Below are 25,531 nucleotides of genomic sequence, written 5' to 3' on the forward strand. Positions count from 1 at the left end.
GGGCCTGCGCTTCGCCATCCGCGAAGGCGGCCGCACGGTCGGCGCCGGCGTTGTGTCGAAGATCGTAGAGTAAGGCGGCTTTGCCGACTTGTGGGCGGCAGTTGCTCAGAAAGAGCAATGAGAGCCCACACCGTTGAATTGAAGAAGGCCGCTCCACAAAGGGGCGGCCTTTTTTGATCTACCGCTTAGCGGGACGAAGCGGCAACTGGCTAAGACTGCTTTCGTTGCACTGCGTTGCATGTGTCGGCATGATTGCCGTGCTGTCTGAGAGATGAGTCCGCAAATAGGGATGAAACAAATGAATTCAATCGTGACGGTTGCCCCCATTGTAGTCACGACCTTGACTGCAATATTTGCACTTTTCGCTACAGGGACAAGCATCAGAGCAGGTGAAATACGATTCTGGGAGATGCCCAAGGGATGTAGTTGGACTGAGAAATACTCTAATGGAAACGAATGGGTGAGCACTTTCGTTGGTAAGCGGAATGGCGCTTTTAGGGTCGTTACTCGCAATAAAGTCGGTTCGCGCGAAAGAATAAGCACCACTGACTATAACGAAAGTGGGCTGATGACGCGTAGAGTTTGGGCCGGGAATAAATGGGAGAGCTTTGAGCCTCACAGTTGTTTCGGTGTTGCAGGAAAATGCACCTATACATATCGAAACGCTGATGGCGAAGAGTTCGAGATTTCATCCAAAACGTCAGCGTTGGGCAACTCCGTTTTTCGAGTGGACGCAAGTTCGTCTAAGACAGGAAAGTTCCCGGTCGATACTGTTCGGACTACTCACTTTGGACTGCAATTGTCTTCTGAAAACGCTAACTTTTCATCTACAATGACCGAACTTCGTAGCTGTAATCTTCCTATATCGTGACTGCATTTTGGTGGTTTGGTTAGACGTTTCGTCCCGCAATCGACTCAGCTCTAAACGGCTCCTTCGGGCTCAAAGCCGCCATTGCGACAGTATACTGTTCCTTCTTGACCAAACCTCTCACATCCGTGCAAGTCGCTTGAGCTCTCACCTGGAACACCAGAGTAGGGTGTTCCCTCCTTGTCGGTTTCGAACGTGATTGGCCATGTGCGCTTGTTTATTCAGACCGGATAGGCTTGCGCGTTTTGGCCTACAAGCTTCACTGCTGAGCAGATTCAGCCGCAGCCCGTACCGCATTAATATTCTCGCCATAGACTTCGGGATTGGTCACCGACCCACCCTTGAACACCGCTGACCCTGCCACCAGAACATCAGCACCTGCCGCGGCAACCAGAGGGGCGGTCAGTGGGTCGACCCCGCCATCGATCTCGATATGGATCGGGCGGTCTCCGATCATTTGACGCAGCTTGCGGACTTTGTCGATCATGTCGATGAACTTCTGGCCGCCAAAGCCCGGGTTCACTGTCATGACGCAAACCAGGTCTGCCAGTTCCAATAGGTGTTCAACTGTCTCGGCGGGCGTGCCGGGGTTCAGGGCGACGCCAGCTTTCATTCCTGCGGCGCGAATGGCTTGCAAGGTGCGATGGGTGTGGGGGCCAGCCTCGACATGGGCGGTCAGGATGTCGGCGCCAGCATCGGCATAGGCCTGGATGTAGGGATCAACCGGCGTGATCATCAGGTGCACATCCATGACGGTCTTCACATGCGGGCGAAAAGCTTTCACGGCTGGAGGGCCAAAGGTCAGGTTTGGAACGAAATGGCCGTCCATCACGTCCACATGAACCCAGTCTGCGCCCTGTGCTTCGATGGCCTGAATTTCCTGTCCGAAATTGGCGAAGTCGGCGGACAGGATAGACGGCGCGATCTTGATGGTACGGTCAAAGCTCATGGTGGCCTCGTATCAGCTGAAGAGTCGCGGATGCGTATACCCGTGGGGCGGTGGGATGGATAGCCCCCGCGAACGCTGTGTCGGCACAAAACTTTCACCGCGGTGCAACGCATCCGTTGAACGGCACCTGTAGCAGCCGGTTGGCAAGGATTGCGGGCGCGAGTTGTCGTGGTCTCGAACGTCCTGCGCGGGGCGCTCAATCGTTCTTCGCCGCATGCGGCCAGGTTCAAGCTTTTCCCAATGGACGAAATCCATCGCGCTATCGGTTTTCCGGATCGCCTTGACATTGTGGACAGCACCCGGGCGTATCCGGAAAGAGACGCGTAAAATCCGCATCTGCGCGTCGCCGAACTGCGATTTCTTCATCAGAATCTCCTCTTTCATCATTCGAGAAAACTCTACTTTCAGACACCCCTAATTTTCGGGGGGATTACCGTCCCAGATTGCGTTTCGGCAACCTGGTGGTCAAAATTTGTCTAGTTGTGTGTTTCTGGTAGACACCTTGGCCAAGAGGCTTTGATGACAAACCAGACGGAAATCGAGATCAAGGCACGGAAGGAATGGGTGGGCCTGCTGGCGCGCGCGCCAGACGCCACCCTGATGACACTATGGGGCGACATTCAGGACTGCCCGATTTTCGAATGGCTGCGCGGACCCGAGGTGGGGGGTGTCATGGTGCGTGGCCGCACCGGAGGTTCCGGCGCTCTGTTCAGCCTGGGTGAAATGACCGTTACGCGCTGCTCGGTCGTGTTGCAGGATGGTACGGTCTATCACGGATATGTTCAGGGCAGGTCGAAATCCAAGGCAGAAGCTGCGGCGTTGATTGACGCGACGGTGCAGACAGCAACTGCTGGAGACTTGCAGGCACGGTTGCGCGACCCGTTGCGACAGCAAATGCAGGCGCACAAAACCGCGCGCGCCGCAGAGGCAGCGGCCACCAAGGTTGAGTTTTTTACGCAGGTTCGGGGGGAAGACTGATGTCTGTTCAAATGCGGTTTTCAGGGGGCTCTCGAAACGCTCCTGTCGATGTGGCACATGCAATCCGCGCTCTGGCTGGCTGTGAACCACCTGCGCCCTTGTCCGTAGCGGCTGGCACGCTGATCCTGACGCTTTGCGACGCTGAGACAAACGTTCATCTGGCGGGCGAAGCCGACACCGACGCGGTGGGCGAATGGCTGACCTTTCACACGGGTGCACGGATGGTGGCGGCGGAAAAGGCTGATTTTGCCCTTGGCACGTGGGATGTATTGGGGCCGCTCGATGCCTACCGTATCGGAACGCTGGAGTGTTCGGATCATTCCGCGACGCTTATTGTGGAACGCAAGCGGCTGGAGCAGAACGGTGCGGTTCTGAGCGGCCCGGGGATTCGGGACACTGCGCAGCTTTCTCTGCCGGATGCTGCGACGCTTCAGGGTAATGCGCTGCTCTATCCGTTGAGGTGTGATTTCTTTTTAACCTGCGGTGAGGCGGTCGCGGCCCTACCGCGTAGCACGCAGATCAGGTCGGAGGGTTAAGCCATGTATGTTGCTGTAAAAGGGCGTGAAGAAACCATCGAGAATGCCCATGCGTGGTTGTCCGAAGAACGCCGTGGCGCGACGGATCTGGCGGAACTGAGCCTGGCACAGATCCGTGAACAGTTGAGCCTTGCGGTGAATCGGGCGATGGCAGAAGGGTCCTTGTACGATCCCAACCTTGCTGTGCTGGAGATCAAACAGGCACGTGGCGATCTGACCGAGGCGATCTTCCTCGTCCGCGCTTACCGCGCAACATTGCCACGTTTGGTGTATTCCAAGAACAAACCAAGCTACAGCATTACGTCGATTTCCAGTCCGAGCTGGAACTGGTCCACAAACTGCGCCGAAAGGCCGATGAGCGCACCTCGAAGGAGGCCCTAGAATGAAAACCGTCGTTTTTGATATCGGAAACGTGCTGGTCAAATGGGATCCGCATTTGGCATGGCTGGACGAGATGGGTAGCCGCGAGGCGGTGGCAGAGTTCCTGACGCGCATCGATTTCCCCGAACGCAACCTGCGGGCCGACGGGGGCGAGATGTTCGCTGATCTGGCCGCTGAACTGGAGAATGCGGAAGATCGGCAGCGCCTCAGTGTTTATGTTGAGCGTTATGCCAGAACCGTTCCACACAAGATCAAGGGAAGCTGGCGCCTGCTTTACCGCCTGAAAGAGAAAGGCCTGCCGGTTCACGCGATCACCAATTGGTCAGCGGAAACCTGGCCTGTCGGCGTTGGGGCACACCCCGAATTGGGCGACGTGTTTGGCGTTACCGTCGTGTCGGGGCAGGAGAAGCTGTTGAAGCCCCGGCCAGAGATTTTCCATTTGTTGTGCAAGCGGGCCGGGCTTTCACCTGAGAACTGCATTTTCATCGATGACGGGCTGCACAATGTCGAAGGAGCGCGTGCGGTTGGCATGGATGGGATCCACTTCACCTCGCCGCACGCGTTGGAACATGCCCTCATCGAAAGAGGCTGCTTATGAGCGCATACACTTTCGCCTATCTGGTCGAACAAACCAAGCGGATGATCCGGCGGGCGATCCTCAAAGGCCTGGCCATGCCGGGGTGTCAGGTACCGTTTGCCAGTCGCGAGATGCCGATGCCCTATGGCTGGGGTGCCGGGGGCGTACAGGTTTCAGCCGCGACACTCACGCCCGAGGATACGCTCAAGGTGATCGATCAGGGCGCAGACGGCAGGACCAACGCCGTGTCCATCCGCAAGTTCTTTGAGAACACGGCGGGGGCCGCCGCCACCGAAGAAACGGAAAAGGCAACCGTCATCCAGACCCGCCATCGCATCCCCGAGGCAAAGCTGCGCCAGACCCTTTCTCTGCGTCGTGACACGTTGGACCATGTCAGCCAGTTCCTGCGGGTCGTGCCTCGGGTGCCGTTGCTGGACGATGTGGCAGAACCCCTGCTGGCCGCTGGCTGTGACAGACAAGTTGCGCTGGGCAAAGTATCCGGGTTGTTGAAACGGCTGAATATTCCCGAACGCCTGTGGATCCTCAGCGCGACGACCTTCTCGGGAGGCGAAAAGCAGCGGGTGAGCATTGCACGAGGCTTTGCGCACGAGTATCCGGCGATGCTGTTGGATGAACCAACGGCGAGTCTGGATGCGCAGAACCGCGAAGCCGTTTTGTTCCTGATCGAAGAGGCAAAGAACAAGGGTATGACGATTGTCGGGATTTTTCAGGATTTCGACGCACGTGAGCGGGTTTGTGACCGAGAGGCCGATGTCTCGGAATTCACGCCGGGGATAGCGGCATGACGCTTGCCCCCGTCATAGCTGTCGTCGGTCCTTCGGGTGTCGGAAAAGACAGCGTAATGAACGCGTTGGTGGCGCGAGCGTCGGGGTTTCAGCGTGTGCGCCGGGTGATTACCCGCCCCGAGGGCGAAGAGGGCGAAGACTTCGACCGGGTCTCGGTCGAGACATTTCAGCGGATGGAATGGGATGGTGCTTTTGCTTTGAACTGGCGTGCGCATGGGCTGTATTACGGTGTGCCGAAGACGATCACACAGCAGCGGCAGGTGGCCGAGGCCGTTCTGGTCAACCTGTCACGAACGGTGTTGATTCAGGCGCAGGAGGTGTTCGGTGATCTGATCGTGATTTCCCTGACAGCGGAGGCCGAGGTTCTGGTCAAACGCCTGTCCGCACGGGGGCGGGAAGGCAAGGCAGAACAGACGCGGCGCCTGGACCGGGCCCAAACGTCTTTGCCCAACGGTCTGAACCGGGTCATGGACATCGACAATTCCGGTGCGATGGAAGATACGGTTGCCGAAATCCTGTCGCACCTTCAACCGGAGAGCGCGTAGCGATGGATCAGGTGAAACCGCCCGTCCTCAGCCTCGCCCGTCAGGGCCAGATCCGTGATCTGGAAGGGCCGCGGCAGCAATGGGGCCAGATGGGTTTGCAACACGTCCTGAGTTGTTCTCAGGGTTGGTTTGTCCAGCTTGCCGCTCAGCGTGATGTGAAAGCGGAACGCGTCCAGTACGAAAGGATAGCCCCACTGAACCAGGTTGGCGTCTTGCTCTGGGGTCAACCCGGCGGCGCGGCGGCGGGTCAATTCGGCCTCGGAGGTGGGCGCACGAAATTTGTCCAGTTCCCGAACACAGGCAGCAGCAAGCGCATTCAGCGCCTGGGTGTCACCCAATGGATGCAGAGCGAGAAAGCGGCCAAACCGGGCGATCTCAAGGCCATCCAGCGACACAGGCGGTTGGCGGGAGGCGAGCGAACCGCAAGTCTCGTGCAGGGCTTCGAACGTTTTGTCGTTGCGCAGTCTGAAGGGCGGTTTCAGGGTCGCGTGCAGCCCGTACTTGCGCGGTACTTCCGTGACAGCGGCAACATCGATGCCTTCAACAATAGGATGCGCAACCTGCTTTCCCGCTTCCATGTCCCAACCCAGCCAGCTGGTTGCAAATTTCGTCCATTCCGCGCCCGCCGGTGGCGCAAAATAGATCGCGTATCGCGTAAATGTCATATCGGCCTCCTTTTGCGTGGCCTGCCTCGACCTCAAAATGCGTGAAGTTCAGATGACAGAAGACTTGATCCTTGCCAATGCCACGCTTGTATTGCCGCATGAAACCGTAACCGGAAGTGTCCGGATTGTGGGTGAGACCATCGCTGAAATCGACACTGGAAACAGGGTTCCTGCAGGCGCGATCGATTGCGAAGGCGATTATGTCAGCCCCGGGCTTGTCGAGTTGCACACGGACAACCTTGAGCGTCACATTCAACCGCGTCCACAGGTGAACTGGCCCCATGCCGCTGCAATTCTTGCGCATGATGCGGAATTGGCCAGCACCGGGATCACGACAGTGTTTGACGCCATGCGGGTTGGATCGATCCCGTCGGGCGCGCGGCGGTACGGGAAATACGCCCGCGGCCTGTCGCAGGAGTTGTGGGATCTGCGCGAACAGGATGCGCTTAAGATCAGCCACTTTCTGCACTTGCGGGCCGAGGTGTGTTCGGAAACTCTGGTTGAAGAGCTGAACGAATTTGGACCAGAAGACAGGGTTGGCATTGTGTCCATAATGGATCACACACCCGGACAGCGTCAGTTTCGAGATATGAACAAGCTGGAAACCTATCTGAAAGCCAAATATGCCATGGACGATGACATGTACTTTCAGCATGTGACGCAACTGAAAGGGCTTCGAAATCGCAATGGCGATCTGCACGAGGTCGAAGCTGTCAAGGCTGCCTGCCGTTTCGGAGCAGTATTGGCCAGCCATGACGACACGACGGAAGATCAGGTGAAGGTGTCCGCAGGTCACGGCATCCGTCTGGCCGAGTTCCCCACGACCGTCGAAGCGGCACGCGCCTGCCACGAATACGACATTCAGATCATGATGGGTGCGCCGAACATAATCCGTGGGGGATCGCATTCTGGCAATGTTGCGGCCTGCGAGCTGGCCCGGCTTGGGTATCTGGACATCCTGTCTTCGGATTATGTGCCGTCGGCCTTGTTGTTGTCGGCGGTTAGGCTGGGCGAGATCTGGGGCGACATGGCACGCGGGATGAAGACGGTAACGCTGGCCCCGGCTCAGGCGGCAGGGTTGGAGGAACGGGGTGAACTGCGCACCGACGCCCGCGCCGATGTAATTCGCTTCCGGATGCGCGCGGATGTACCCGTCCCGAGTTCGGTCTGGGTGCGTGGTCGACGCGTGGCGTAATCAGGCCGTGTAAAACAGGTAACGGTCCGGGGCGATTGTCTTGGGCCCCTGGATCTGGGCAAAGCCGACCAGGGGTTGACCTGAAATCAACAACCCTCCGGGCTGCATGACTTTCTCGATCAGCGGGCTGAGCCGCTCTGCTTCGGCTACGTCCTGGTGCTTGATGCCGCGTCCGAAGTCGTAATGCGCCAGCGCGATCCTATGCCCGCCGGCTGCCAGCCTGTGCAGCATTGGTTCGGCTTCACCCTGCAGGAAATCCTCGGCAGGGGGGGTGCTGTCCGGATGGCATTGCAGGACACGGTCCATCACCCAGATTCGGCGCTCTGGCAGGATTTCACGCAGGTGGTCATAGGTGCGGCCATTGCCCAACCCCATGTCCAGCACGTCGCCCGGCTGACCGCTGATCCGCTCGGCTGCCCAGTTCAGTCCGTCGCGTTGGGCCGTCAGTCGGCGCAGCATGGAATCCAATCGGCTCATGGTGATGTCCTCATTCGTTCTTTGGCGCGACCCAGGCTGTGGCGGGCCCGCTCAGCAATTTGCTCAGCAGGGCCTCGGTAAAGGCCCAGATGCCCTGATCATGAACCAGATGATGGGTCAATATACCCAAGGGCTCGGTGTTGTCTGAATGGCCTTCGCGTCGGTCTCGCAGAAATCCAACAATCTGTGCGATCAGGGCGTCGGGTGAGATCAAGCCACGCGACCCGCGCCAGTCGATCGGATCAAGATGGGTGTTGATCTGTTCAAGCCCCGGTGCGGCCAGACGTGATTTGCGGGGCGTTGCGGTGGACAGGCTGCGGTATCCCAGCTTTGGCAACTGTTTGGCCATCTCGGGCGCAATGCGATTCCAGGGGGGCACGAACATCTGTCGCATATTGTCACCAAACAGGGACCGAAGACGCGCCATCCCGGCCTGGGCATCCGTCACCATCACCTCCAGCGGTCGGTCGAGCCGAAACTCGGCCTTCTTCTCACCGCTGGGCGCATGGTTTGTATGTGCCCACCCGTGTACGACCGGAATAAGAGACGCGCGCCCGGCAACATATTCCGCCAGCGCAGGCGTCGCGTCACGTGGGATAACGGCCAGATGCACGGGCAGGCCCAGTTTTTCAGCCAGCTCGGAAAGGCGGTCCAATTGCGATGTTGGCGCAATGGCATCATCATCGCGCCACCACAGAGGCAAGGGCAAGCTTTCGGCACGCCAATGGTTTAACTCGACATCAAGTGGGCGCCAGTCGGGGTTCATGTACGCTGCTCCAGTAGGCGCTTGGCGATGTGAACGGATTGGATGGCTCCGTCAAAACCGAAATCCTGTTGTACACGGGGACCGTCGGCCACGACACGCTCCACCGCCTGAGCCAATGTCGCCCCGCTCAACGCTCTGCTTTCCAGAACTTCGATTGCAGGAAGATCGGACAGGCTCTGCCCGCGCAGCCCTTGTTCTACCTCTTTGCCGTCGTCGAAAGGTACAAACACGGCGGCGGTACCACTTTGAAGGATATCCATGGCAGTGTTGTAGCCGCACATGCTGACCGACGCCGCTGCAAGGGGCAGCATCTGGCGAAAATCCGGCCGCACAGGTTCCAGAACAACTGAAGCACCTGCAGCCAGCCGGGACAATTCAGCGATCCGCGCCCGTGCATCCGTTCCACCGACCAGCAGGCGCCAGCGCCTGTCGGGCATCTTTCGGGCGGCCTCGATGGCCGCGCGAAAGATCGGTTGCCCAACAGATCCGCCGCCAGTGCTGACCAGGATTTCATTCTGACCCGCCGCGTCGGGGTGAGGTTGGGGCAATGCGGGCGCCACAAAGCCAGTGTAGTGAAGTCGCTTGGCCAGTCGGTCCGACACCGGCCAACTGACCGACAGTGGCGTAACGCTTTCGGTCGAATGAACCAGAATGCCGTCATAATACCGAGACACGATTTCATCCGCGCGCTCCGCCTTGGCGGGTTTGGAGGGCGGAGCCAGAATGTCTCGGATCGACGCGAGAATGACGGGACGCTCAGGCAAGGCGCTCGCCGCATTCAGGGCCGCATCGAACTCGGCCGAGAGTGATCGGCGGCCAAAGGGGTAAAGCTCGGTGATCAGGATATGCGGCTGGAAGCTTTTGACCGCCTGCACCAAGGTTGCCTCACGCGCGGCGTAATAGGCCGCGTCAGCCTCTTCACCGCTTTCGGTCAGCAAACGGGTGAAGTTGGTTCCTTCTGACCTGAGAGGCGGCAAGCCGAACAGGGTCATGCCGGTGCTATCCAATTGCGGCGCGGGCATGCCACCCGTCACGACCATGACGTCTTGGCCATCATCCCGAAATGCCCGCCCCAATGTCAGCGCCCGGCTGAGATGCCCGGTGCCCAACAGGTGCGTGACGATGATCATCACCTTCATTGCGGGGCCTCGCGTTTGATCAGGCGAACGGGGTCGGCGTCGGCGGTCATGGTATTCATGTCGACGATATACAGCCGATTGCGTTTGATCTTAAAGGGGGCAGGGCCTTCAAAATTCCACCCCCAAGCCTGGGCCAGAATGACCCGCATGATTCCGATATGGCAGACCGCGACGGTATCCCGCTGCAACTCGGACAGCCACGGGTGAAGCCTGTCGCGAACCTCGGCCGGGCTTTCCCCGTTTGGTGGGCGGAAATCCCAGCTCCAACTCTCGATATGACGATACCCGCTGGATGTGTCCGCGATCAGGTCAACTCCGCGCAGACCTTCCCAATCGCCCCAGTTCATCTCCGTCAACGCGTCCGAGGTGTTCGGGTCGCGACCAGTCACGATTTGCGCCGTCTCACTGGCGCGGTGCAGGGGGCTGGACCAGATGTCAGCTTTGGCCCAGTCCTGCGGCAATCCATAGCCTGCCAGTTCGGCTCGGGCGTCATCGTCCAGCGGTATGTCGCTGCGCCCCTGGATCCGTCCCGCGCGGTTCCAATGGGTGTGCCCATGGCGGAGCAATGCAAGCCGGGTCATGATACGTCCTTCAGCAGAGGTCGGAGGGTTGCCCACAAACGCTCGGTCGCCTGTGGCATCAGGTGGCGCTCTGCCACGTAGTCGCGTGCTGCAGCGGCGAGAGAGTGGCGCAGCATGGAATCCGAAAGAAGAGCTTGCATGCCATCCGCAAATCCCTTGGCACCGCTTGCGACAGACGGATAGGCCGCGGGGGACAGAACATCGCGTACGCCGGGCCGATCCTGAGCGACGACAGGCAATCCCGCGGCCTGCGCCTCAAGGTAAATCATCCCGTAAGCCTCATTTACTCCGGGCCAGGCAAGCAGAGACGACTGTTGATAGACGCGTTGCAATTCTTCCCGGTCAAGCTGACCCAGAAAACTCACCCGATGTCCGAATGGTGCCATCAGGGTCTCAACCTGCCTGCGCGCCGGGCCGTCTCCCGCGATATTGAGGTGCCAGTCTCCTGTCAAATGCGCCAGGGCCTCGGACAATATCTGATAGGACGCCAGCTTGTCCCCGTACCGCATCATGCCGACGGTCAGCATGGGTTCACCGCCGATGGCGGCGGGGGGCAATTCGGCCATTGGCAGGAACGGAGGCAATTCGACCAAAGCCTGATCGCCAAAACGATCCCGCTCCAAAGTGATCAGGTCGTTGGCCGTGTGATAAAAGATCACATCTGCTGCATCGCAGGCCTGATGCGCCGCCTTGGCAAATTCAGCCCACGGCCCGCTTAACCGGCTGGATGCGCGGGTGCTTTCCAGTTGCACATAGGGAATGCCGTGCGCCTTGCAAACCCGAGGGCCCAGCAGGTCAGGTGCCTTGTAATAATTGTGGTAGGTCACCCAAAGACTAGTATCTGAAGGCATGTCAGAGATAAGTCGTTTCGCTTCATCCTCTGCCGCGCGTCTCAGGGCATGTTGCAAGTCTTCGTCGCCGCTTTTGTCATAAATGCGCAAGTCGGTCGCCAGATCGACCGTATCACCCTCTGCGGTCAGCGCCTGCATCAGGTTCCTGGCCATTTCACGGTCGCCCGAAGGTTTCGGGCTGTCAGGAGATTTCATCGGGGCATAAAACGCGACCCGCGCCATTACGCGTTTTCCATGCACATGGAATTGAGGCGTTCAGACAGCCGTGCGATGCCGGGGGCCATCCGAAACTCGGCTTGCAGGCGATCATAGGCTGCACGTGCCATTCTTGCGGCCTGCTGCGGATCGGTTGCCAAACCTTCAATGGCTTCTGCCAGCGCCGATGGGTCGTCATCGGACAAAACCCCATGCGTTCCGGTTTCAATAAACTCGGGGATCGCCGAGATCGGAGTCGACAGGATTGGCAACAGCTGAGACGCGGCCTCCATCAACACATTCGGCAACCCGTCGCGGTCTCCGTCCTTCGCGATGCGGCTGGGCAGAACGAACAGGTCGGCATCACGCATCGCTTCGATGACCTCCGGCTGGTCGCAGGCCCCTTTCCAGGTGATCCGGTTCGCGATGCCGGCTGTGTTCGCCATCGCCCGCAAAGCATCACCCAATGCGCCACCACCGATATGGGTCCAGTGCCAATCCAGGTCATCGGGCAGCAATGCAAAAGCCGCGACCAGACGATCGAAGCCTTTTTTCTCGACAAGACGCCCGACGGAAATCATGTGAAAAGGACCGCCCGCAGCACGCAGCCTTTGCGTTGGCGGTTCAGGAAAGCGAGACAGGTCCAACCCGTGATAGATCAAATCCACGCGCTTGGGGTCATCGGCCAGGCTGCGCAGATGATCCGCTCCGATGGCTGTACAGGTGGCGCCAAACGTGGCCCCGTAGGATGCGGCTTTCAGCTTTTCACGTTTTTCCCAATCCGGCGACGTCCAGATATCCTTGGCATGAGCCGAAAAACTCCACGGCAATTCGCGCATGATGGCGGCGTAACGGGTAACGGACGACGGCGTGTGCATGAAATGAGCGTACAACCCTTGCGTCTGGGCAGGCAATTCAGCGGCCAGAACACAGGCTTGCCCAAACCGGCGGATGCGATTGGGTGTCGGGTCGCGCTTCAAGTCCTGACGCCAGATCCGATAGGCCCTGTCGTAACCGGGAAGCGTTTGGGCCAGGGTCCGTGCCGCCCAGACCCGTTTGGGTTCGTCATGAAGATACTCGGGCAGGTATCGGACCTGCCCTGTGAAACGGTCATGCAGAGGGTGGCGTTTCGTGTCGGTCGGGTGCCGCAAAGACCAGATGTCAAAATGATGTCCGGCATCCTGCAAGGCGACAAGTTCCTGCGCGATGAACGTTTCAGACAGTCGTGGCCAGCCTTTGACCACAACCGCCAGAGTAGGGGAATCTGAGGTCATCCGGTGGCTCGTTCCTGTTCCCAGGTCAGCATGCTCTCGATGCGGTCCGTGACATAGTTCAGCCCGTCCAGCAATCCGCTCTGGATGGTTTGGGACGGCAGGGATTGATGCGGCAGTTCCCGAATGGCACGGATCATCGAATCCGGTGTCAGGCCATCCCGGTTTTCATCCAGCATCCGCACGAGGCCCAACCCTTCTGCACGCGAAGCCCGAATCCACTGTTCCAGCCGGGGCGTGGTGCGCGGGACGATGACCGCGCGTTTGTCGAAGGACAGAACCTCGCAGAACGTGTTGTAGCCACCCATGCAGACGACGCCTTTGGCGCCTGCAAAAAGTGTTTCGATTTGGGATTCGAAGCCAACAGCAGTGACACGACCGTTCAGAGCCGCGACGCGCGTTTCGAAATCCTCTCGCAACTCGCCAGACAGGAAGGGACCGTAGACCAGAACCGCGCGCGGTGACAGATCCGGATCTTTTTCGTATGCAGACAGAACGAGGTTGACCATCGCCTTGCCATCGCCGCCACCGCCGGGCGTGATCAGGATATAGGGTTGTTCCGGTGGTCCGCCGACTGGGCCTAGATCACGGCGCAAATACCCCGTCCAGTGAATGCGGGACTGCGCCGCCGGGCTCAGGGGCAGCCCCTGTGTCGGGTCATAAATCGACTGCAAGCCGTAAACCCAGATTTCGTGATAAAACCGCTCGGTCGCATCAATGGCTTCCTTGCGCGCCCATTCAGCGGCCAACACTTCGGGTTCATCCAGAACATCGCGCAACCCAAGCACCAGTTTCGTTCCGCAGTTGTGTTGCAGGTATTTCAGGGTCGGAAGCAATTCCCCCCGGAACCCTGTCGGTTCCTTGTCGACGATCAGAATATCGGGGTCGAATTGCTGAACTGCTGTTTGAATCAGACCCGACCGCAATTCGGTCACTTCTTCGATGCCCATCCCGATTGTGCGCGCAGCATAGGATCCGTCAGCACGTTTGGTCACACCGGGCAGGCGCACGTGATCGACGCGGCGGGGAAACGTAAACCGACCGGCCACAGGCGAGCCGGTCAGGATCAGTGCCGACGCGCTTTGATCCGCCTGCGTGATCGCAGCCGCCAAAGCCCGCGACCGGCGAAGATGGCCCAGCCCGAACGTGTCGTGGCTGTAAAACAGGATACGCGGCGCGCGGTCCGGTTTGGATTTGGTTTTGCTAAGGCTCATAGTGTTGCCCGTCTTCTTGATCCCGGTTCGAAATCCGCGCGTTTGCAAGCGTTACTGTATATTTCCCAGCCACGCTTGCCAAAGGAGGAAATGCTCTTCCGCAAATGTTCCAAACATTGCGATTTGGCAACAGCATATCGGCGATTTCGCGACATATCGCACCAAGGCTTGAGAGGGATCACAAAAGAGCAGGTGAACTGGCAAAGGGGCAGGGCCTTAAACTTCTGTTCGTTCATATTCAATTTTCACCAGATTGAAAACATCCGTGATCAAACAGTGCGTCAAGAACACGCCGGATCACGATGTTGAGCAGGTCACACCCGAGTGTTTGAACTGCCTGAAACCCTTCTGTAGTCTGGCCGCTATCGGAAAAGCTGGATGCAAAACCCTATGAAACACACCTTTCTGGCCGCAATAACTCTGGCTTTGTGGGCTTTTGTTCTGGCACTTCCGGTCAGCGTCTCAGCGCAGTCGTCGTTGATTCCGGGGTATAGCTCGGGCAGTTCGTCTGAAACCACGCAAGAAAGTGATTTGGCGGAGGCAATTCGCGCGGCCAGTGAAGCCGGGGCAAGTGTGATCGTCATCGACAGCGCTGGGCAGGTTGTGACAACAGCCGGCAGCGCGGATGCGGGCCCGGATGATGCGGCCAGCGATTCGAACAATCCCATGGGTGGCGGATCGCAGCTGATGAAGGCGCAGGAGCGGTTCTCGAAATTCCGTGAGTCGATGCAATCACGGCTTGAGGCGCTGCCGTATTCGGTGTTCGAAGTGAAGTATGTCCTGCGTCAGACCAGCCCGGACGGTCGTATTCAGACCTATGTCGAAGTTCTGGGCTGGAACATCCTGTTCCTGTTGTTGGGGCGCTGGCTGTCTATCGAGATATATGGAAAACGCATCGCGCGCCGCTGGGTTGTTGCGCGGATCAAGGATGAACCGCAAGGCTACCGCGAAAAGATGCCCTTCCTGCTGTTCCGGTTCCTGATGGGGATCGGAGCGACGATTTTTGCGATGCTTATGGCGCTGATCGTCGGGTATCTGTTTTTTGGCGAAGCAGACGATATCTCGATCCAATTCACGGTCACGGCGATCTTCACGGCGTTCTTCCTGTCGCGCACGGTGTCCGATCTGTGGCGGATGGTTTTGTCACCCTACCTGAGCCAATATCGACTGCCACCGTTCTCGGACCGGGATGCCAAGCGGCTGTATCTCTGGGCTTCTGCACTCGCGACCTATGACATCACGGTTGTTCTGTTTTCGACCTGGGTTGCGGATTTCGGGCTGAATTATAACGTCTACGCCATGGTCTATGGCTGCCTGACAATGTTGGGTGCTTTGGGCAATATTCTGATGATCCTTTTCAATGCCCGGGCCATTTCAAATGCAATCCGTGGCGGACGAGCGCCGGATCAGGTGTCCTGGTTGTTACGGTTCGTATCCTTCGGCTGGGCGCCGGCACTGATCGTCTATGTCGTGTTCAGCTGGTTCCGTTTGGCTGTTGATCTTGCACTGGAGAACCCAACGCCGCTGCCGCTGATCGCAAGCAGCTATATGATCTTCATGTCCGTTGTTATCGCCTATGGTGCGATGAACTACGTGCTGGAGCGGTATTTTGACCGTTCACGCAAGATCAACGAGATAAACGAAGAAACCGTCACCGCCGCCGCTGATGCGGATTTCGAGACCGTGGAAACGCCCGAGGCAGAACAGCGCAGACAGTATCTTCTGACCTATGAAGATCTGGCGCGTCGGGTGGCTGGAATTCTGGCATTTGTGATCGGTGCCTATGCCCTTGTGGTGATTTGGTATCCCGAGGCGGACTGGAGCCAGGACCTGCCGGTTGCACGCGTGCTGGATGTGATGGTCATCATCTTCATCGGCTACGTTCTGTTTCATTTCTTTCGCATCTGGATCGACAGCAAGATAGCGGAGGAAGTCGATGATGGCACCGAGGCCGAACTGGGCGATGAGGGCGGAGAAGGCGGCCAAAGCCGGCTGGCGACACTGCTGCCATTGTTCCGCGGCGCTATTCTGGCCGTTGTCGTCGTGACGATCATGCTGATCGTTCTCATGGAACTTGGTATCAATGTCAGCCCGTTGTTTGCAGGTGCTGGCGTGGTTGGTCTGGCCGTTGGCTTCGGGTCTCAAACACTGGTGCGAGATATTTTTTCAGGGGCGTTTTTCCTGATGGATGATGCCTTTCGGAAGGGTGAGTACATCGATATCGGAGACGTCAAGGGAACGGTCGAGAAAATCTCGGTCCGGTCCTTCCAGCTGCGTCACCATCTTGGCGCGCTAAACACGATTCCTTTTGGTGAAATCAAAGTCCTGACCAACTATTCCCGTGACTGGGTGATCATGAAACTGCCGCTGCGCGTGACGTATGACACTGACGTGGAAAAGGTTCGCAAGCTGATCAAGAAGCTGGGTCAGGAGTTACTGAGCGATCCTGTGATCGGAGAAAATTTCATACAGCCGCTGAAGTCCCAGGGTGTGATCGAAATGCAGGATTCAGCGATGATCATCCGGGTCAAGTTTATGACCAAACCGGGCGATCAATGGCTGATACGCAAGAGGGTCTATCAGGAAATTCGCGAGCTGTTCGCGCGGGAAGGCATCAAATTTGCGCATCGCGAAGTCACCGTGAGGTTGGCGGATGGCAAAGAGGCCGAAGAGCTGACACCTAAACAACGTGAGGCCGTGACAGGTGCGGCGCAGGCGGCGATTGATGAGGATTATCTGGACGATATCGGGCCAGGCGGCGATGATCGTTAGGGGCGCTCCCGTCGCTTTGGACTGCGTCTCTGACGAGACGCCACCCAAAGCGTTGGGCCCGGCCGCGCGTCCCGCGCGGCGGACGGTCAGTTGGCGGTGAAGGGCCAGACAGGTTTTGAATTGCCCAGTTTCGACGCAGGCAAATCCCAACGCATCGTCGCTTCGCCGACCCTCAGCGCAGGTTTGAGGCGATGGCCGGGACCCCAGCCGGAATTCTCTGTTGCCGTGCTGTAATCTGTTGTTGCCGGGCTGATGGGCGCGGATTCTGCTTCGTCTTTTCCGAGCACGGCCAGAAGTTCGGCGGTACGCGCCAGAGAGAGATGCGCGTGCATGATGGAATTGCCCGATGCGGCCTCGGCCAGTGCGGAGAGTACAGCAGCAGCCATCAGGTAGCCCGTTGCGTGGTCCAGAGCCTGAACCGGCAACGGGGTCGGTTTGTCCGCGTCCGCCCAACCCATCCCGGCATGAGCAATACCCGCGCTCATCTGGACAAGGCTGTCAAACCCGCGTCGGGTCGACCATGGACCTTGCCAACCATAGGCATCCAGCGTGACTTCGATCCGGTTCGGAGCCAGCTCGTCACGTTTGGCCCGTGTCAATCCCAGAGCATCCAGCGCGCCGGGGCGATACCCGTGTACGAACACATCGGCCTGAGACAACAGCCCGTGCAGACGTTCGAGACCAGATTCCGATTTCAGGTCAAGATAGGCGCAGTGTTTCCCCAGCGAGATGTCCGGGATCACCCCCGGTTCATCCCAGTCAGGTGGGTCGATGCGCAAAACCTCGGCCCCGAAACCGGCCAGTGTTCGCGTTGAAACCGGACCGGCCAGAACACGAGTCAGATCAAGCACCCGCAACCCTGCCAGAGGCCGACCAGCGGTGGCCTGAGGTCTGTCGCGCAGCTTGACATAACGTGGCCCTTGCCAGCCAATCAAGGGGTCACGCGACACGGCGCGGCCCTGCGGGTGGTCAAGCCACTCGGTCCGGCTGCGCATGGCAGCCGCCACGCCACCTTCGGCGACAACTGCTGTTTCCAGTTCCGAAATTGCCCAGGACCTGACAGCTTTTGCTACCGCTTCGCGCTCGGGCTGGGTGCCGAGGACCCTCAAAGCAGCAGAGCGATGACGGGGCAGGTTTGTGTGCAACCGGATCCAGCCATCCGCGGCTTTGTAATCGCCCGCGACCGCGTCCCACAAACTGGGCACGTCCCAACCGTCTGGTTTGAAGGAATAGCCGAACCACATAGATGCCAGCCGGTGATCAATTGTGACCTCAGGTGTCTTCGGAGATAGGTTGAGAGCCTGGATCAACCGGGCCATTTCCCGTCCCACAGCTGCAAAGCCAGCGGTGGCCAGTTCGGAAACGGCGAAGACGCTTGGCAAAGCGCCTCCTCCAAGCCTGTGATAGCTGTCAACAGCGGGAAGAGTGGCCAGAAGGCTCATTGCTGATAGGGGTCGAGACTGTCGCGCAGCCCGTCGCCGAGGAAGTTGAACGCCAGCACAATGACGATGATCGGCAACATCGGGATAGCCGTCCACGGGTAGATCTCGATCGAAGCGAGGTTCTGCGCGTCATTCAGCATCACTCCCCAACTGACGGCAGGTGCACGCAGGCCGAGACCCAGAAAACTGAGCGCGGTTTCACCCAGGATCATAGCCGGGATCGACAATGTAGCCGATGCGATCAGATGCGACATGAAGTTTGGCAGCAGGTGTTTGCGGATCACCCGGCCAGAGCTTGCCCCCATCATTTCAGCCGCACGCACATACTCTTCCTCGCGCAACGACAGGAATTTCGCGCGGACCGAGCGCGCCAGACCTGGCCAGTCGAGGATGCCAAGGATGATCGAAATGATAAAGAACACTGCGACCGGGCTCCAGTTCGAGGGCACGGCGGCTGAAAGGGCCAGCCACAACGGCAGTTCCGGCAGCGAACGCAGGATTTCAATAACCCGGTTGATGGTCCAGTCGATACGCCCGCCGAAATAACCGGCCATCGAACCGAAAAGGATGCCAAGAAAGAACGACACCGAGATACCGATCAGACCTACCGTGAGAGACAGCTGCGCGCCGTAAAGAATACGGCTGAAGATATCTCGGCCCAACCGGTCGGATCCCCACAGGAACAGCGTAGCCCCCTGTGGGGCACAGAACAGGTGTGTGTCTGACGGGATCAATCCGGCCAGCTTGTACTCCGAGCTTTCGCAGAAGAACCTGATCGGGCGCGGATCTTCTGTGTCCGGGACAAACTTCCATTGGAAGGTCTCAAGGTCCGCTTCGGCTACGATCGGGTAAACGTGGGGGCCGATAAATTCGCCCTCATGGAACCAGTTTACCGATTGTGGCGGCGCGTACAGGTGCTCTCCGTTGCGGTCGTTCGGGCCATAGGGCGCGATGAAACCCGCAAAGGGCAGCATAAGGTAGCATAGCAGCAGGAAGATACCCGAGATCAGGCCCAGCTTATGGGTTCTGAACTTGCGCCAGACCAGCACCCAGTTGGGGGCATCCAGATCGGCGCGTTCCAGTTGCTGAACCGAGGCCTGCGGATCAAACGGCGCGTCATCGACGTAGCGGTTGTCAGGACGATCAGTCATGCTTCACGCCCCTCGTACCGAATGCGCGGATCCAGCATCACCAGCAGGATATCCGAGATCATCGTGCCGATCAGGGTCAGCAGGGCGACGAACATCAGGATGAATGCTGACAGAAACTGATCCTGCGTCTTCAGGGCTGTCAGCAGGGTCGGGCCAATGGTCTGAAGGCCCAGAACGACCGAGACCAGAACAGAGCCGGAAACCATCGACGGCAGCAGGTTGCCGATATCTGCGACAAAGGGGTTGAAGGCCACTCGCAGCGGATATTTGGTGAGCATCCGAGACGGGGCCATGCCTTTCGCGATGGCGGTTTCCACATAGGGCTTGCCCAATTCGTCCAGCATATTCGCGCGCAGACGCTGCATCATCGCCGATGCGCCTGAAGTGCCGATGACAAAGGTCGGTACGATCAGGTGGATGAGGATGGATTTCAATTTCTCCCAACTCATCGGCTGGCCTTCGAAACTTGGATCCATCAACCCCCCGATTGGCAGGTTGAAATACTGGTGGCCGTAGTAGAACAGGATCAGCGCCAGCAAAAAGTTCGGCGTTGCCAGGCCCAGATACCCCACGAAGGCCGAGGTGTAGTCGATCCATGTTCGGGACCGCGCAGCGGCGATAACGCCCAGTGGTAGTGCCACGGCATAGACAAACAGGATAGCAGCCAGATTGACCACAACCGTCAACCAAAGCGTGTCACCGACGATTTCAGAAACGGGGCGGTCGAATTCAAAAGACCAGCCATAATTGCCCTGGATCAAACCGGAAAACCCGTGCGGTCCGGGCCAGAAACCTATCCAGATCAGGTATTGTTCCCACATGGGGCGATCCAGCGCGTATTCAGCGCGCAGGAACTCTGCCTTTGCGACACCTGCCGACTGGCCCGAGGCCTGAAGTTCCGCGATCTGGTTGCTGAGATAGTCGCCGGGCGGAAGGTTGATGATTACGAAAACCAGAACCGAGACCACCAACAAAGTCAGCAGCATCGTGAAAAAGCGATACACCACGTAGCGCAGCATGATCATTTAGCTGCTCCTGCTCAGTCGGCGAAAAAGAACTCGTCCGGGCGGTGAATGCCGAAATGTGCACCGGGTTCCCAGGCCCACATAGCCTGTTCCGGCACGTTGCGCAGGCGGTTTGACACGACAATAGGCTGAGGGGCTCCGTTCAGAATGCCAATGGCATAGAGTTGATCCGCGTGGATGCTAAGCATCTCGGTCCAGACGGCTTCACGTGCTTCATCGGTCGTGGAAATTTGCCATTCATGTGCCAACTCCATCAGGCGTTCGGCCTCTGGCATGTCGGGGGCCTCACCCGCTTCGCCACCGGTCTGATAGTACTGCCCCCATTTTGGCCAGGCCAGGAATACCTGATCTGTCGGGGCCAGATACGCTGGCGATGTATGCGCCTGCGGGATGCCGTCATCCCAGCCGAACCAGACTGACGCCATCGAGTTTCCTGCGAAAACCCGGTTGCGCAGGATGTCCCGGTCCAGCGGGCGCATGACCAGTTTGACCCCAATTTCGCGCCAGGTGTCGGTTACGATCTGAAGGGCGTTTTCAACCTCTTGCCGCTCACCTGCGGTTTCGATCACCAGCTCCATCGGGCGGCCGTCCGGCAACAGGCGGACGCCGTTCTTGTCGCGCTGATCCAGACCGGCCTCATCCAAAAGCGCATTGGCCTGATCGATATCGTATTGCGCCCATGCCGCGGCATTCTCTTCATTGTAAAATGGCGAGGCGGGAAGAACTGACATCGCAGCAGGATGTGCGAGTTTAAAGTAAAGGGCCTGATTGATAGATTGCCGGTCGATGGCCAGCGACAAGGCCCGCCGCACGCGAACGTCCCGCAATACATTGCGCCAGACGTCATCGGCGAAGTTGAGGTTCGGATAGATCGCGATCTGCGAGGCTACGCCAGTTTTCCACAACAGCGTTTTATATCCGCCCTGTGCTTCGCCTTTCTTGAGGATCGACGCGTCTCGGAAGGCAAGACCACGGCCTTGCAGATCGCTTTCACCGGCGTTGGTCTTGGCGGCAACAAGACCGGACGCGACAATTTCCATTTCGACCACGTCAATATAGGGAAGTTGCACCCCTTTGCTATCGATGCGGTGATAATATGGGTTGCGCACGAAGTTGTGGCGGATCTTCTTGCCCGAACTGGCGTTCAACCAAGGTTGCAACGTGGGAAGTTCATGGTTGTCGAACTTGTAAAGGTTATCCAGCTTGTTGTGCAGCGCTGCCCAGCTTTTGACCCGGGCATCTTCAACCTGAAAGGCAAGCTCTTCTGCGTCCGCGTATTTCTCATGATACTGTTTCAGAAAGGCGGACGGTCGATAAATAAAGGGCGGTCGCGCCTGTGCCAAAGACTGCAGGAAGTCCGGATTGGGGTCGTTCCATTCGAAGATCACAGTGGTTTCATCAGGAAACGTGACCGTGGGGGCTTTGCCTTCGACGATCAGAAAATCGGGTGGGCCTGACGGGCTGAGCAACTCGTTATTGGCGACGTCTTCCCACCAATAGCGGAAGTCTTCCGAGGTAAAAGGTGAGCCGTCCGACCACTTGTGCCCTTCGCGGAGTTTCAGGGTGAACTTGCGATTGCCCTCGTTTTCAAACGAGGCCAGCAGGTCGGGTACAATTTCATAGTCTTGGTTGTACCCGGCCAACCTTGCATACCCATAGACAACCATCTGTCTTATATCTTTGGATCGCGTGACCATGGTACGCAGAGTGCCGCCCGGCGTTCCGAATTCTCTTCCTTTTGCGGTCAGATCCACAATCAAGGGGTCCTTGGGTAAACGTTCCTGCACCGGCGGAAGATTGCCGCTTTCAACCTCGGCGCTCCAGAAGGCGCTTTCCTGAGGTGTCGGGATGGCTTCTGCTGCGGCGGGCAGCGTCCCTGAAAAAGCCAGCATAACAGCCAGCATCAGAGGGCGAGTGGTCTTAAACATGGCAACGTACCTTATGGCCCGGTTCCAATTCCACCAGTGAAGGTATCACGGTGTCCGAGAAACGAAAGGCTTCATCCCAACTGTCCGGCGCGCCGGCGCCCAGAGATACCAATTGAAGGTCAATCGGGCGATTGATGTCGGGTTCGGGTTGAGCGGCAATCAGCGCCTTGGTGTATGGATGGCGCGGATTGTAGAAAAGAGTTTCAGGCGGTGCCTGTTCGACGATCAGACCCCGCCGCATGACAGCAACTTCGTCAGCGATCCGTGCGACGACGGCCAGATCATGTGAGATGAACAGGTAGGACAGGTTCAGGCTGTCTTGCAGGTTTTCCAGCAAGGTCAGGATTTGTTCCTGAACAGATACATCCAATGCCGAGGTGGGTTCGTCGCACACGATCAATTGTGGGTCCAGCATCATGGCGCGGGCCACGGAAAGGCGCTGTCGCTGCCCGCCGGAAAACGCGTGTGGGTAGCGTTTGAGCATATCACCCGTCAGGCCGACGCGCTGCAACATCTCGGCGGCTTTGTCGCGCTGTTCGGCTGTTGTGCCGATGCGGTGGATTTCCAGCGGTTCGGTCATGGCGTCCTGTATTCGCATCCGGGGGCTGAGCGAACTGTAAGGGTCCTGAAATACCATCTGTGCCTTGCGCTGAAACGCTGTGCGCTGGGCTCGGGTCATATTGTGCACCGTGATCGGGTCGGCATCGGGGGCACTACGAAACAGGACTTCACCACCAAGGTCGGGCAATTCAGCCCCCAACGCGATGCGGGCCGCCGTTGTCTTTCCCGATCCGCTTTCACCGACAATTGCCAAAGTCTTGCCGCGCGCCAGTTTCAGGTCGACACCGCGGCAGGCATAGATTGCCTTATCGGACTGCCATCCTTTGCTGGACCGCATGGTGTAGGTCTTGGACACATCCTTCATCTGAAGGATCAGATCCGTGTCGGGCATCGGTATACCCACCGCATCCTGATCCGGTATTTCCGGGGCCGCATCAAAAAGCTGCTTTGTATATGGGTGTGCGGGCGCAGTCAGGATCGGTGCGGCGGGGCCAGCCTCCATGACGCGACCTTTGTGCATCACGACGACCTGCTCGGCCATGTTGGCAACTACGCCCAGATCGTGGGTCACCAGAATGAGCGCCATGCCGGTTTCGCGCTGCAATTCCTTGATCAGGCCAAGAACCTGCGCCTGGGTGGTCACGTCCAGAGCAGTGGTTGGCTCATCCGCGATCAGCAATTCCGGTTTGGATACCATGGCCATGGCGATCATGGCACGTTGGCGCATGCCACCTGACAACTCGAAAGGGTACGAGTCATAGGCCCGTTGCGGATCTGGGAAACCGACGCGTTCGAACTGCGTCAGGACCTTCTTGCGTGCCGCGGACTCGGACAGCCCGCGATGCAACCATAAAACCTCGCTGACCTGATTGCCGATCTTGTGTAGCGGGGACAGTGATCGCATGGGCTCCTGAAAGATCATCGAAACCCGATTGCCGCGGATGTTGCGCAACTCACGCTCAGACACTGTCGTGAGTTCGCACATGCCCTTGGAATCGTTCAGTGTAATCGTGCCGTTCCGGATCTGCGCCGTACGGGGCAGAATGCGTAAGACTGCGCGGCACGTGATCGTTTTCCCCGATCCCGATTCACCGACCAAGGCCAGGGTTTGTCCGGCTTCGACATCGAAGTTCACATTCGTGACCACGGAATTGCCCGTCCCAAAGCCGATGCTAAGGTCTCTTACGGACAACAACGCGCTCATGCGGGTTTTCCACCCGTTTGACCGTTCGATGACATCGGTTACTTCAACTCCCCGTGATTTTTCGTTCAGTGTCGCGCGGTTCCGCCCGTCTAGTCAAACCCGTTCTTGGGCCGAAATGTCGCGAAATCGTGAAACTAAGGGCTTCATCGCTACACAAAGTCTTGAGATTTTGTCATCAAGGGCGGTGTTGGGCGCATTTATGCTCTCGAGTTGTATCAAGGAGATATTTTCCAGTGTCCGAGAATCAAAGCCGTCTGGATCTGTTCATCGATCGCATGGTGTCACAGCGTGCTTGTCTGGATCACGCAATCAAACACACTGAAGGCAGGACAGGTCCGGTGTTCGAATTGGGTTTGGGCAACGGGCGTACATATCACCATCTTGTGCAGCACATGGATGGCCGCCCGGTCTATGTGTTCGAACGCGCGGTGGCCTCGCACCCTGACTCTACCCCGCCCGAAGATCGCGTGATTCTGGGCGATGTGCGGGACACCCTGCCAGCATCGGTTGAACGGTTCGGCGCTTCAGCCAGCCTGATCCACGCGGATCTTGGCGGGCACAATCGCGAAAAGAACGACAAGTTTGCGCGGTTCGTATCTCCTCTCATCGAGCCTTTGCTTGCTCCGGGCGGGTTGATGGTCTCAAGTGATCGGATGTATTTCGAAGGGCTGACCGAGATGCCATTGCCCGAAGGTGCCGTTGAAGGACGCTGTTTCATCTATCGCCGCTGACCGAAAAGGGGTAATGGCTTGATTTTTTACGACTGCTCTACTGCTCCGAGCCCGCGCCGCGCGCGCATGTTCATTGCCGAAAAAGGGTTGGATATCGAAACACGTGATATCTCGATTGCGAATGGCGAACAATTGAGCGCAACTTTTCGCGCTGTGAACCCACGGGCCACGATCCCAGTTCTGGTAACGGATGACGGAACCGCTCTGACAGAAAACCTGGGCATTGCGGCTTTTCTGGAAGCACAGTGTCCCGAACCGCCTTTGATGGGCCGAACCCCCGAGGAAAAAGGTCTGGTCCTGATGTGGAACGCGATTGTCGAACAGCAGGGAGGGGCGCCGATTGCCGAGGCTTTGCGCAACGGTCATCCGGCCTTCAAGGATCGCGCCATTCCGGGCCCCTACAACCATGCGCAGATACCCGAACTTGCGCAGCGCGGGCGCGAGCGTGTGGCATCATTCTTTGAAATGCTGGAGTCGCGTCTGAAGGAAAGCCCGTTTGTGGCCGGTGACGTATTTTCTTTAGCGGATATCTCGGTTTTCGTTTTTGTCGATTTCGCCCGTGTCATCAAGATGCGTATCCCGGAAGACAACGCTGCCACCCTGGCGTGGTTTCAGGCTATCCAATCTCGTCCAAGCGCAAGCCTGTAAACTTGCCAAGCCGTGCCGGGTTTCGCTGTGATCAGCACTGTACAGAAATGTCTAGACAGAGGTGAACAGTGCCAC

25 protein-coding genes and 1 pseudogene are annotated in these 25,531 nt (G+C 58.2%); 11 read left to right on the forward strand and 15 right to left on the reverse strand.

Translation table 11 applies throughout. The annotated features are described in order from the left end of the window. Positions 1-73: EF-Tu C-terminal domain-related protein (locus tag AC2FEB_RS08340; RefSeq protein WP_296514147.1), on the forward strand; the 73-nt coding region annotated here is incomplete at its 5' end. 1,054 nt (positions 74-1,127) lie between these two features. Here AC2FEB_RS08340 and rpe read toward each other — a convergent pair. Beyond that, positions 1,128-1,817 (reverse strand): ribulose-phosphate 3-epimerase, encoded by a 690-nt coding sequence (gene rpe, locus AC2FEB_RS08345; protein WP_496676785.1) that lies wholly within the window; start codon positions 1,815-1,817, stop codon positions 1,128-1,130. 12 nt (positions 1,818-1,829) lie between these two features. Next, entirely contained in the window at positions 1,830-2,183 is a 354-nt protein-coding gene (locus AC2FEB_RS08350) for a hypothetical protein (protein ID WP_496676782.1), read from the reverse strand. Positions 2,184-2,336: 153 nt separating this feature from the next. Between AC2FEB_RS08350 and phnG the strand changes: the two genes are divergently transcribed. The 6 genes and pseudogenes from phnG to AC2FEB_RS08380 all read left to right on the forward strand — a co-directional run bounded on the left by phnG (position 2,337) and on the right by AC2FEB_RS08380 (position 5,640). After that, the gene (gene phnG / locus AC2FEB_RS08355; protein WP_496676780.1) at positions 2,337-2,795 is read left to right on the forward strand and encodes a phosphonate C-P lyase system protein PhnG; all 459 of its coding nucleotides are present in this window, start codon (positions 2,337-2,339) and stop codon (positions 2,793-2,795) included. After that, positions 2,795-3,331, forward strand: a complete 537-nt coding sequence (gene phnH / locus AC2FEB_RS08360) for a phosphonate C-P lyase system protein PhnH (RefSeq protein WP_496676778.1) — start codon at positions 2,795-2,797, stop codon at positions 3,329-3,331. Before phnG ends, phnH begins: the two co-directional genes overlap by 1 nt. Before the next feature lie 3 nt (positions 3,332-3,334). Beyond that, positions 3,335-3,607 (forward strand): annotated as a pseudogene (locus AC2FEB_RS08365) (carbon-phosphorus lyase complex subunit PhnI); the annotation flags it as partial. Between the two features lie 106 nt (positions 3,608-3,713). Then, positions 3,714-4,310 (forward strand): HAD family hydrolase, encoded by a 597-nt coding sequence (locus AC2FEB_RS08370; RefSeq protein ID WP_496676775.1) that lies wholly within the window; start codon positions 3,714-3,716, stop codon positions 4,308-4,310. Next, the gene (locus AC2FEB_RS08375) at positions 4,307-5,095 is read left to right on the forward strand and encodes an alpha-D-ribose 1-methylphosphonate 5-phosphate C-P-lyase PhnJ (RefSeq protein WP_496676772.1); all 789 of its coding nucleotides are present in this window, start codon (positions 4,307-4,309) and stop codon (positions 5,093-5,095) included. Before AC2FEB_RS08370 ends, AC2FEB_RS08375 begins: the two co-directional genes overlap by 4 nt. Then, complete coding sequence (locus AC2FEB_RS08380) at positions 5,092-5,640, forward strand: ribose 1,5-bisphosphate phosphokinase PhnN (protein ID WP_496676770.1); 549 nt, start codon at positions 5,092-5,094, stop codon at positions 5,638-5,640. Before AC2FEB_RS08375 ends, AC2FEB_RS08380 begins: the two co-directional genes overlap by 4 nt. Here AC2FEB_RS08380 and AC2FEB_RS08385 read toward each other — a convergent pair. Next, positions 5,622-6,305: a DUF1045 domain-containing protein gene (locus AC2FEB_RS08385; RefSeq protein WP_496676767.1), complete on the reverse strand. Its 684-nt coding sequence runs from the start codon at positions 6,303-6,305 to the stop codon at positions 5,622-5,624. The two genes, AC2FEB_RS08380 and AC2FEB_RS08385, sit on opposite strands and share 19 nt — an antisense overlap. Before the next feature lie 52 nt (positions 6,306-6,357). On the opposite strand from AC2FEB_RS08385, the gene AC2FEB_RS08390 reads away from it, so the two are divergent. Next, positions 6,358-7,500: an alpha-D-ribose 1-methylphosphonate 5-triphosphate diphosphatase gene (locus AC2FEB_RS08390; RefSeq protein ID WP_496676764.1), complete on the forward strand. Its 1,143-nt coding sequence runs from the start codon at positions 6,358-6,360 to the stop codon at positions 7,498-7,500. Here the strand turns inward: AC2FEB_RS08390 and AC2FEB_RS08395 are convergent, their stop codons facing one another. Genes AC2FEB_RS08395 through AC2FEB_RS08425 form a run of 7 tightly spaced genes read right to left on the reverse strand, consistent with a single transcriptional unit; the run spans position 7,501 to position 13,994 of the window. Then, a complete protein-coding gene (locus AC2FEB_RS08395) occupies positions 7,501-7,977 on the reverse strand; it encodes a class I SAM-dependent methyltransferase (protein WP_496676762.1) in 477 nt (158 codons plus the stop codon). It lies immediately after the preceding gene. Positions 7,978-7,987: 10 nt separating this feature from the next. Then, on the reverse strand, positions 7,988-8,743 hold the full coding sequence (locus AC2FEB_RS08400; protein ID WP_496676760.1) for a polysaccharide deacetylase family protein: 756 nt from the start codon (positions 8,741-8,743) through the stop codon (positions 7,988-7,990). Further along, a complete protein-coding gene (locus AC2FEB_RS08405; protein WP_496676757.1) occupies positions 8,740-9,882 on the reverse strand; it encodes a glycosyltransferase family protein in 1,143 nt (380 codons plus the stop codon). Before AC2FEB_RS08405 ends, AC2FEB_RS08400 begins: the two co-directional genes overlap by 4 nt. Next, complete coding sequence (locus AC2FEB_RS08410) at positions 9,879-10,463, reverse strand: histidine phosphatase family protein (protein WP_117869827.1); 585 nt, start codon at positions 10,461-10,463, stop codon at positions 9,879-9,881. The genes AC2FEB_RS08405 and AC2FEB_RS08410 overlap by 4 nt, the downstream gene beginning before the upstream one ends. Then, positions 10,460-11,536 (reverse strand): glycosyltransferase family 4 protein, encoded by a 1,077-nt coding sequence (locus AC2FEB_RS08415; protein ID WP_117869826.1) that lies wholly within the window; start codon positions 11,534-11,536, stop codon positions 10,460-10,462. Before AC2FEB_RS08415 ends, AC2FEB_RS08410 begins: the two co-directional genes overlap by 4 nt. Continuing rightward, positions 11,536-12,783 (reverse strand): glycosyltransferase family 4 protein, encoded by a 1,248-nt coding sequence (locus tag AC2FEB_RS08420; RefSeq protein ID WP_117869825.1) that lies wholly within the window; start codon positions 12,781-12,783, stop codon positions 11,536-11,538. The genes AC2FEB_RS08415 and AC2FEB_RS08420 overlap by 1 nt, the downstream gene beginning before the upstream one ends. Continuing rightward, entirely contained in the window at positions 12,780-13,994 is a 1,215-nt protein-coding gene (locus AC2FEB_RS08425) for a glycosyltransferase family protein (protein ID WP_205511816.1), read from the reverse strand. The genes AC2FEB_RS08420 and AC2FEB_RS08425 overlap by 4 nt, the downstream gene beginning before the upstream one ends. A gap of 390 nt (positions 13,995-14,384) precedes the next feature. On the opposite strand from AC2FEB_RS08425, the gene AC2FEB_RS08430 reads away from it, so the two are divergent. Continuing rightward, positions 14,385-16,766 (forward strand): mechanosensitive ion channel domain-containing protein, encoded by a 2,382-nt coding sequence (locus AC2FEB_RS08430; protein WP_299898415.1) that lies wholly within the window; start codon positions 14,385-14,387, stop codon positions 16,764-16,766. An 86-nt stretch (positions 16,767-16,852) separates the two neighbouring features. Here the strand turns inward: AC2FEB_RS08430 and AC2FEB_RS08435 are convergent, their stop codons facing one another. Genes AC2FEB_RS08435 through AC2FEB_RS08455 form a run of 5 tightly spaced genes read right to left on the reverse strand, consistent with a single transcriptional unit; the run spans position 16,853 to position 24,077 of the window. Beyond that, positions 16,853-18,208: a CoA transferase gene (locus tag AC2FEB_RS08435; protein ID WP_496676751.1), complete on the reverse strand. Its 1,356-nt coding sequence runs from the start codon at positions 18,206-18,208 to the stop codon at positions 16,853-16,855. Then, positions 18,205-19,359 carry an ABC transporter permease gene (locus AC2FEB_RS08440; protein WP_117869823.1) on the reverse strand — a complete coding sequence of 385 codons (1,155 nt, stop codon included), beginning with the start codon at positions 19,357-19,359 and terminating at the stop codon, positions 18,205-18,207. Before AC2FEB_RS08440 ends, AC2FEB_RS08435 begins: the two co-directional genes overlap by 4 nt. Next, positions 19,356-20,384 (reverse strand): ABC transporter permease, encoded by a 1,029-nt coding sequence (locus AC2FEB_RS08445; RefSeq protein ID WP_496676748.1) that lies wholly within the window; start codon positions 20,382-20,384, stop codon positions 19,356-19,358. The genes AC2FEB_RS08440 and AC2FEB_RS08445 overlap by 4 nt, the downstream gene beginning before the upstream one ends. Positions 20,385-20,398: 14 nt before the next feature. Next, complete coding sequence (locus tag AC2FEB_RS08450) at positions 20,399-22,312, reverse strand: ABC transporter substrate-binding protein (protein ID WP_496676746.1); 1,914 nt, start codon at positions 22,310-22,312, stop codon at positions 20,399-20,401. Further along, the gene (locus AC2FEB_RS08455; protein WP_496676744.1) at positions 22,305-24,077 is read right to left on the reverse strand and encodes an ABC transporter ATP-binding protein; all 1,773 of its coding nucleotides are present in this window, start codon (positions 24,075-24,077) and stop codon (positions 22,305-22,307) included. Before AC2FEB_RS08455 ends, AC2FEB_RS08450 begins: the two co-directional genes overlap by 8 nt. A 233-nt stretch (positions 24,078-24,310) precedes the next feature. Between AC2FEB_RS08455 and AC2FEB_RS08460 the strand changes: the two genes are divergently transcribed. Next, positions 24,311-24,808 (forward strand): class I SAM-dependent methyltransferase, encoded by a 498-nt coding sequence (locus AC2FEB_RS08460; protein WP_496883996.1) that lies wholly within the window; start codon positions 24,311-24,313, stop codon positions 24,806-24,808. 18 nt (positions 24,809-24,826) lie between these two features. After that, positions 24,827-25,456, forward strand: a complete 630-nt coding sequence (locus AC2FEB_RS08465; RefSeq protein ID WP_117869819.1) for a glutathione S-transferase — start codon at positions 24,827-24,829, stop codon at positions 25,454-25,456. Positions 25,457-25,531 lie beyond the last annotated feature (75 nt).

The sequence above is a fragment of the Ruegeria sp. YTSC106 genome (genome assembly GCF_059609765.1).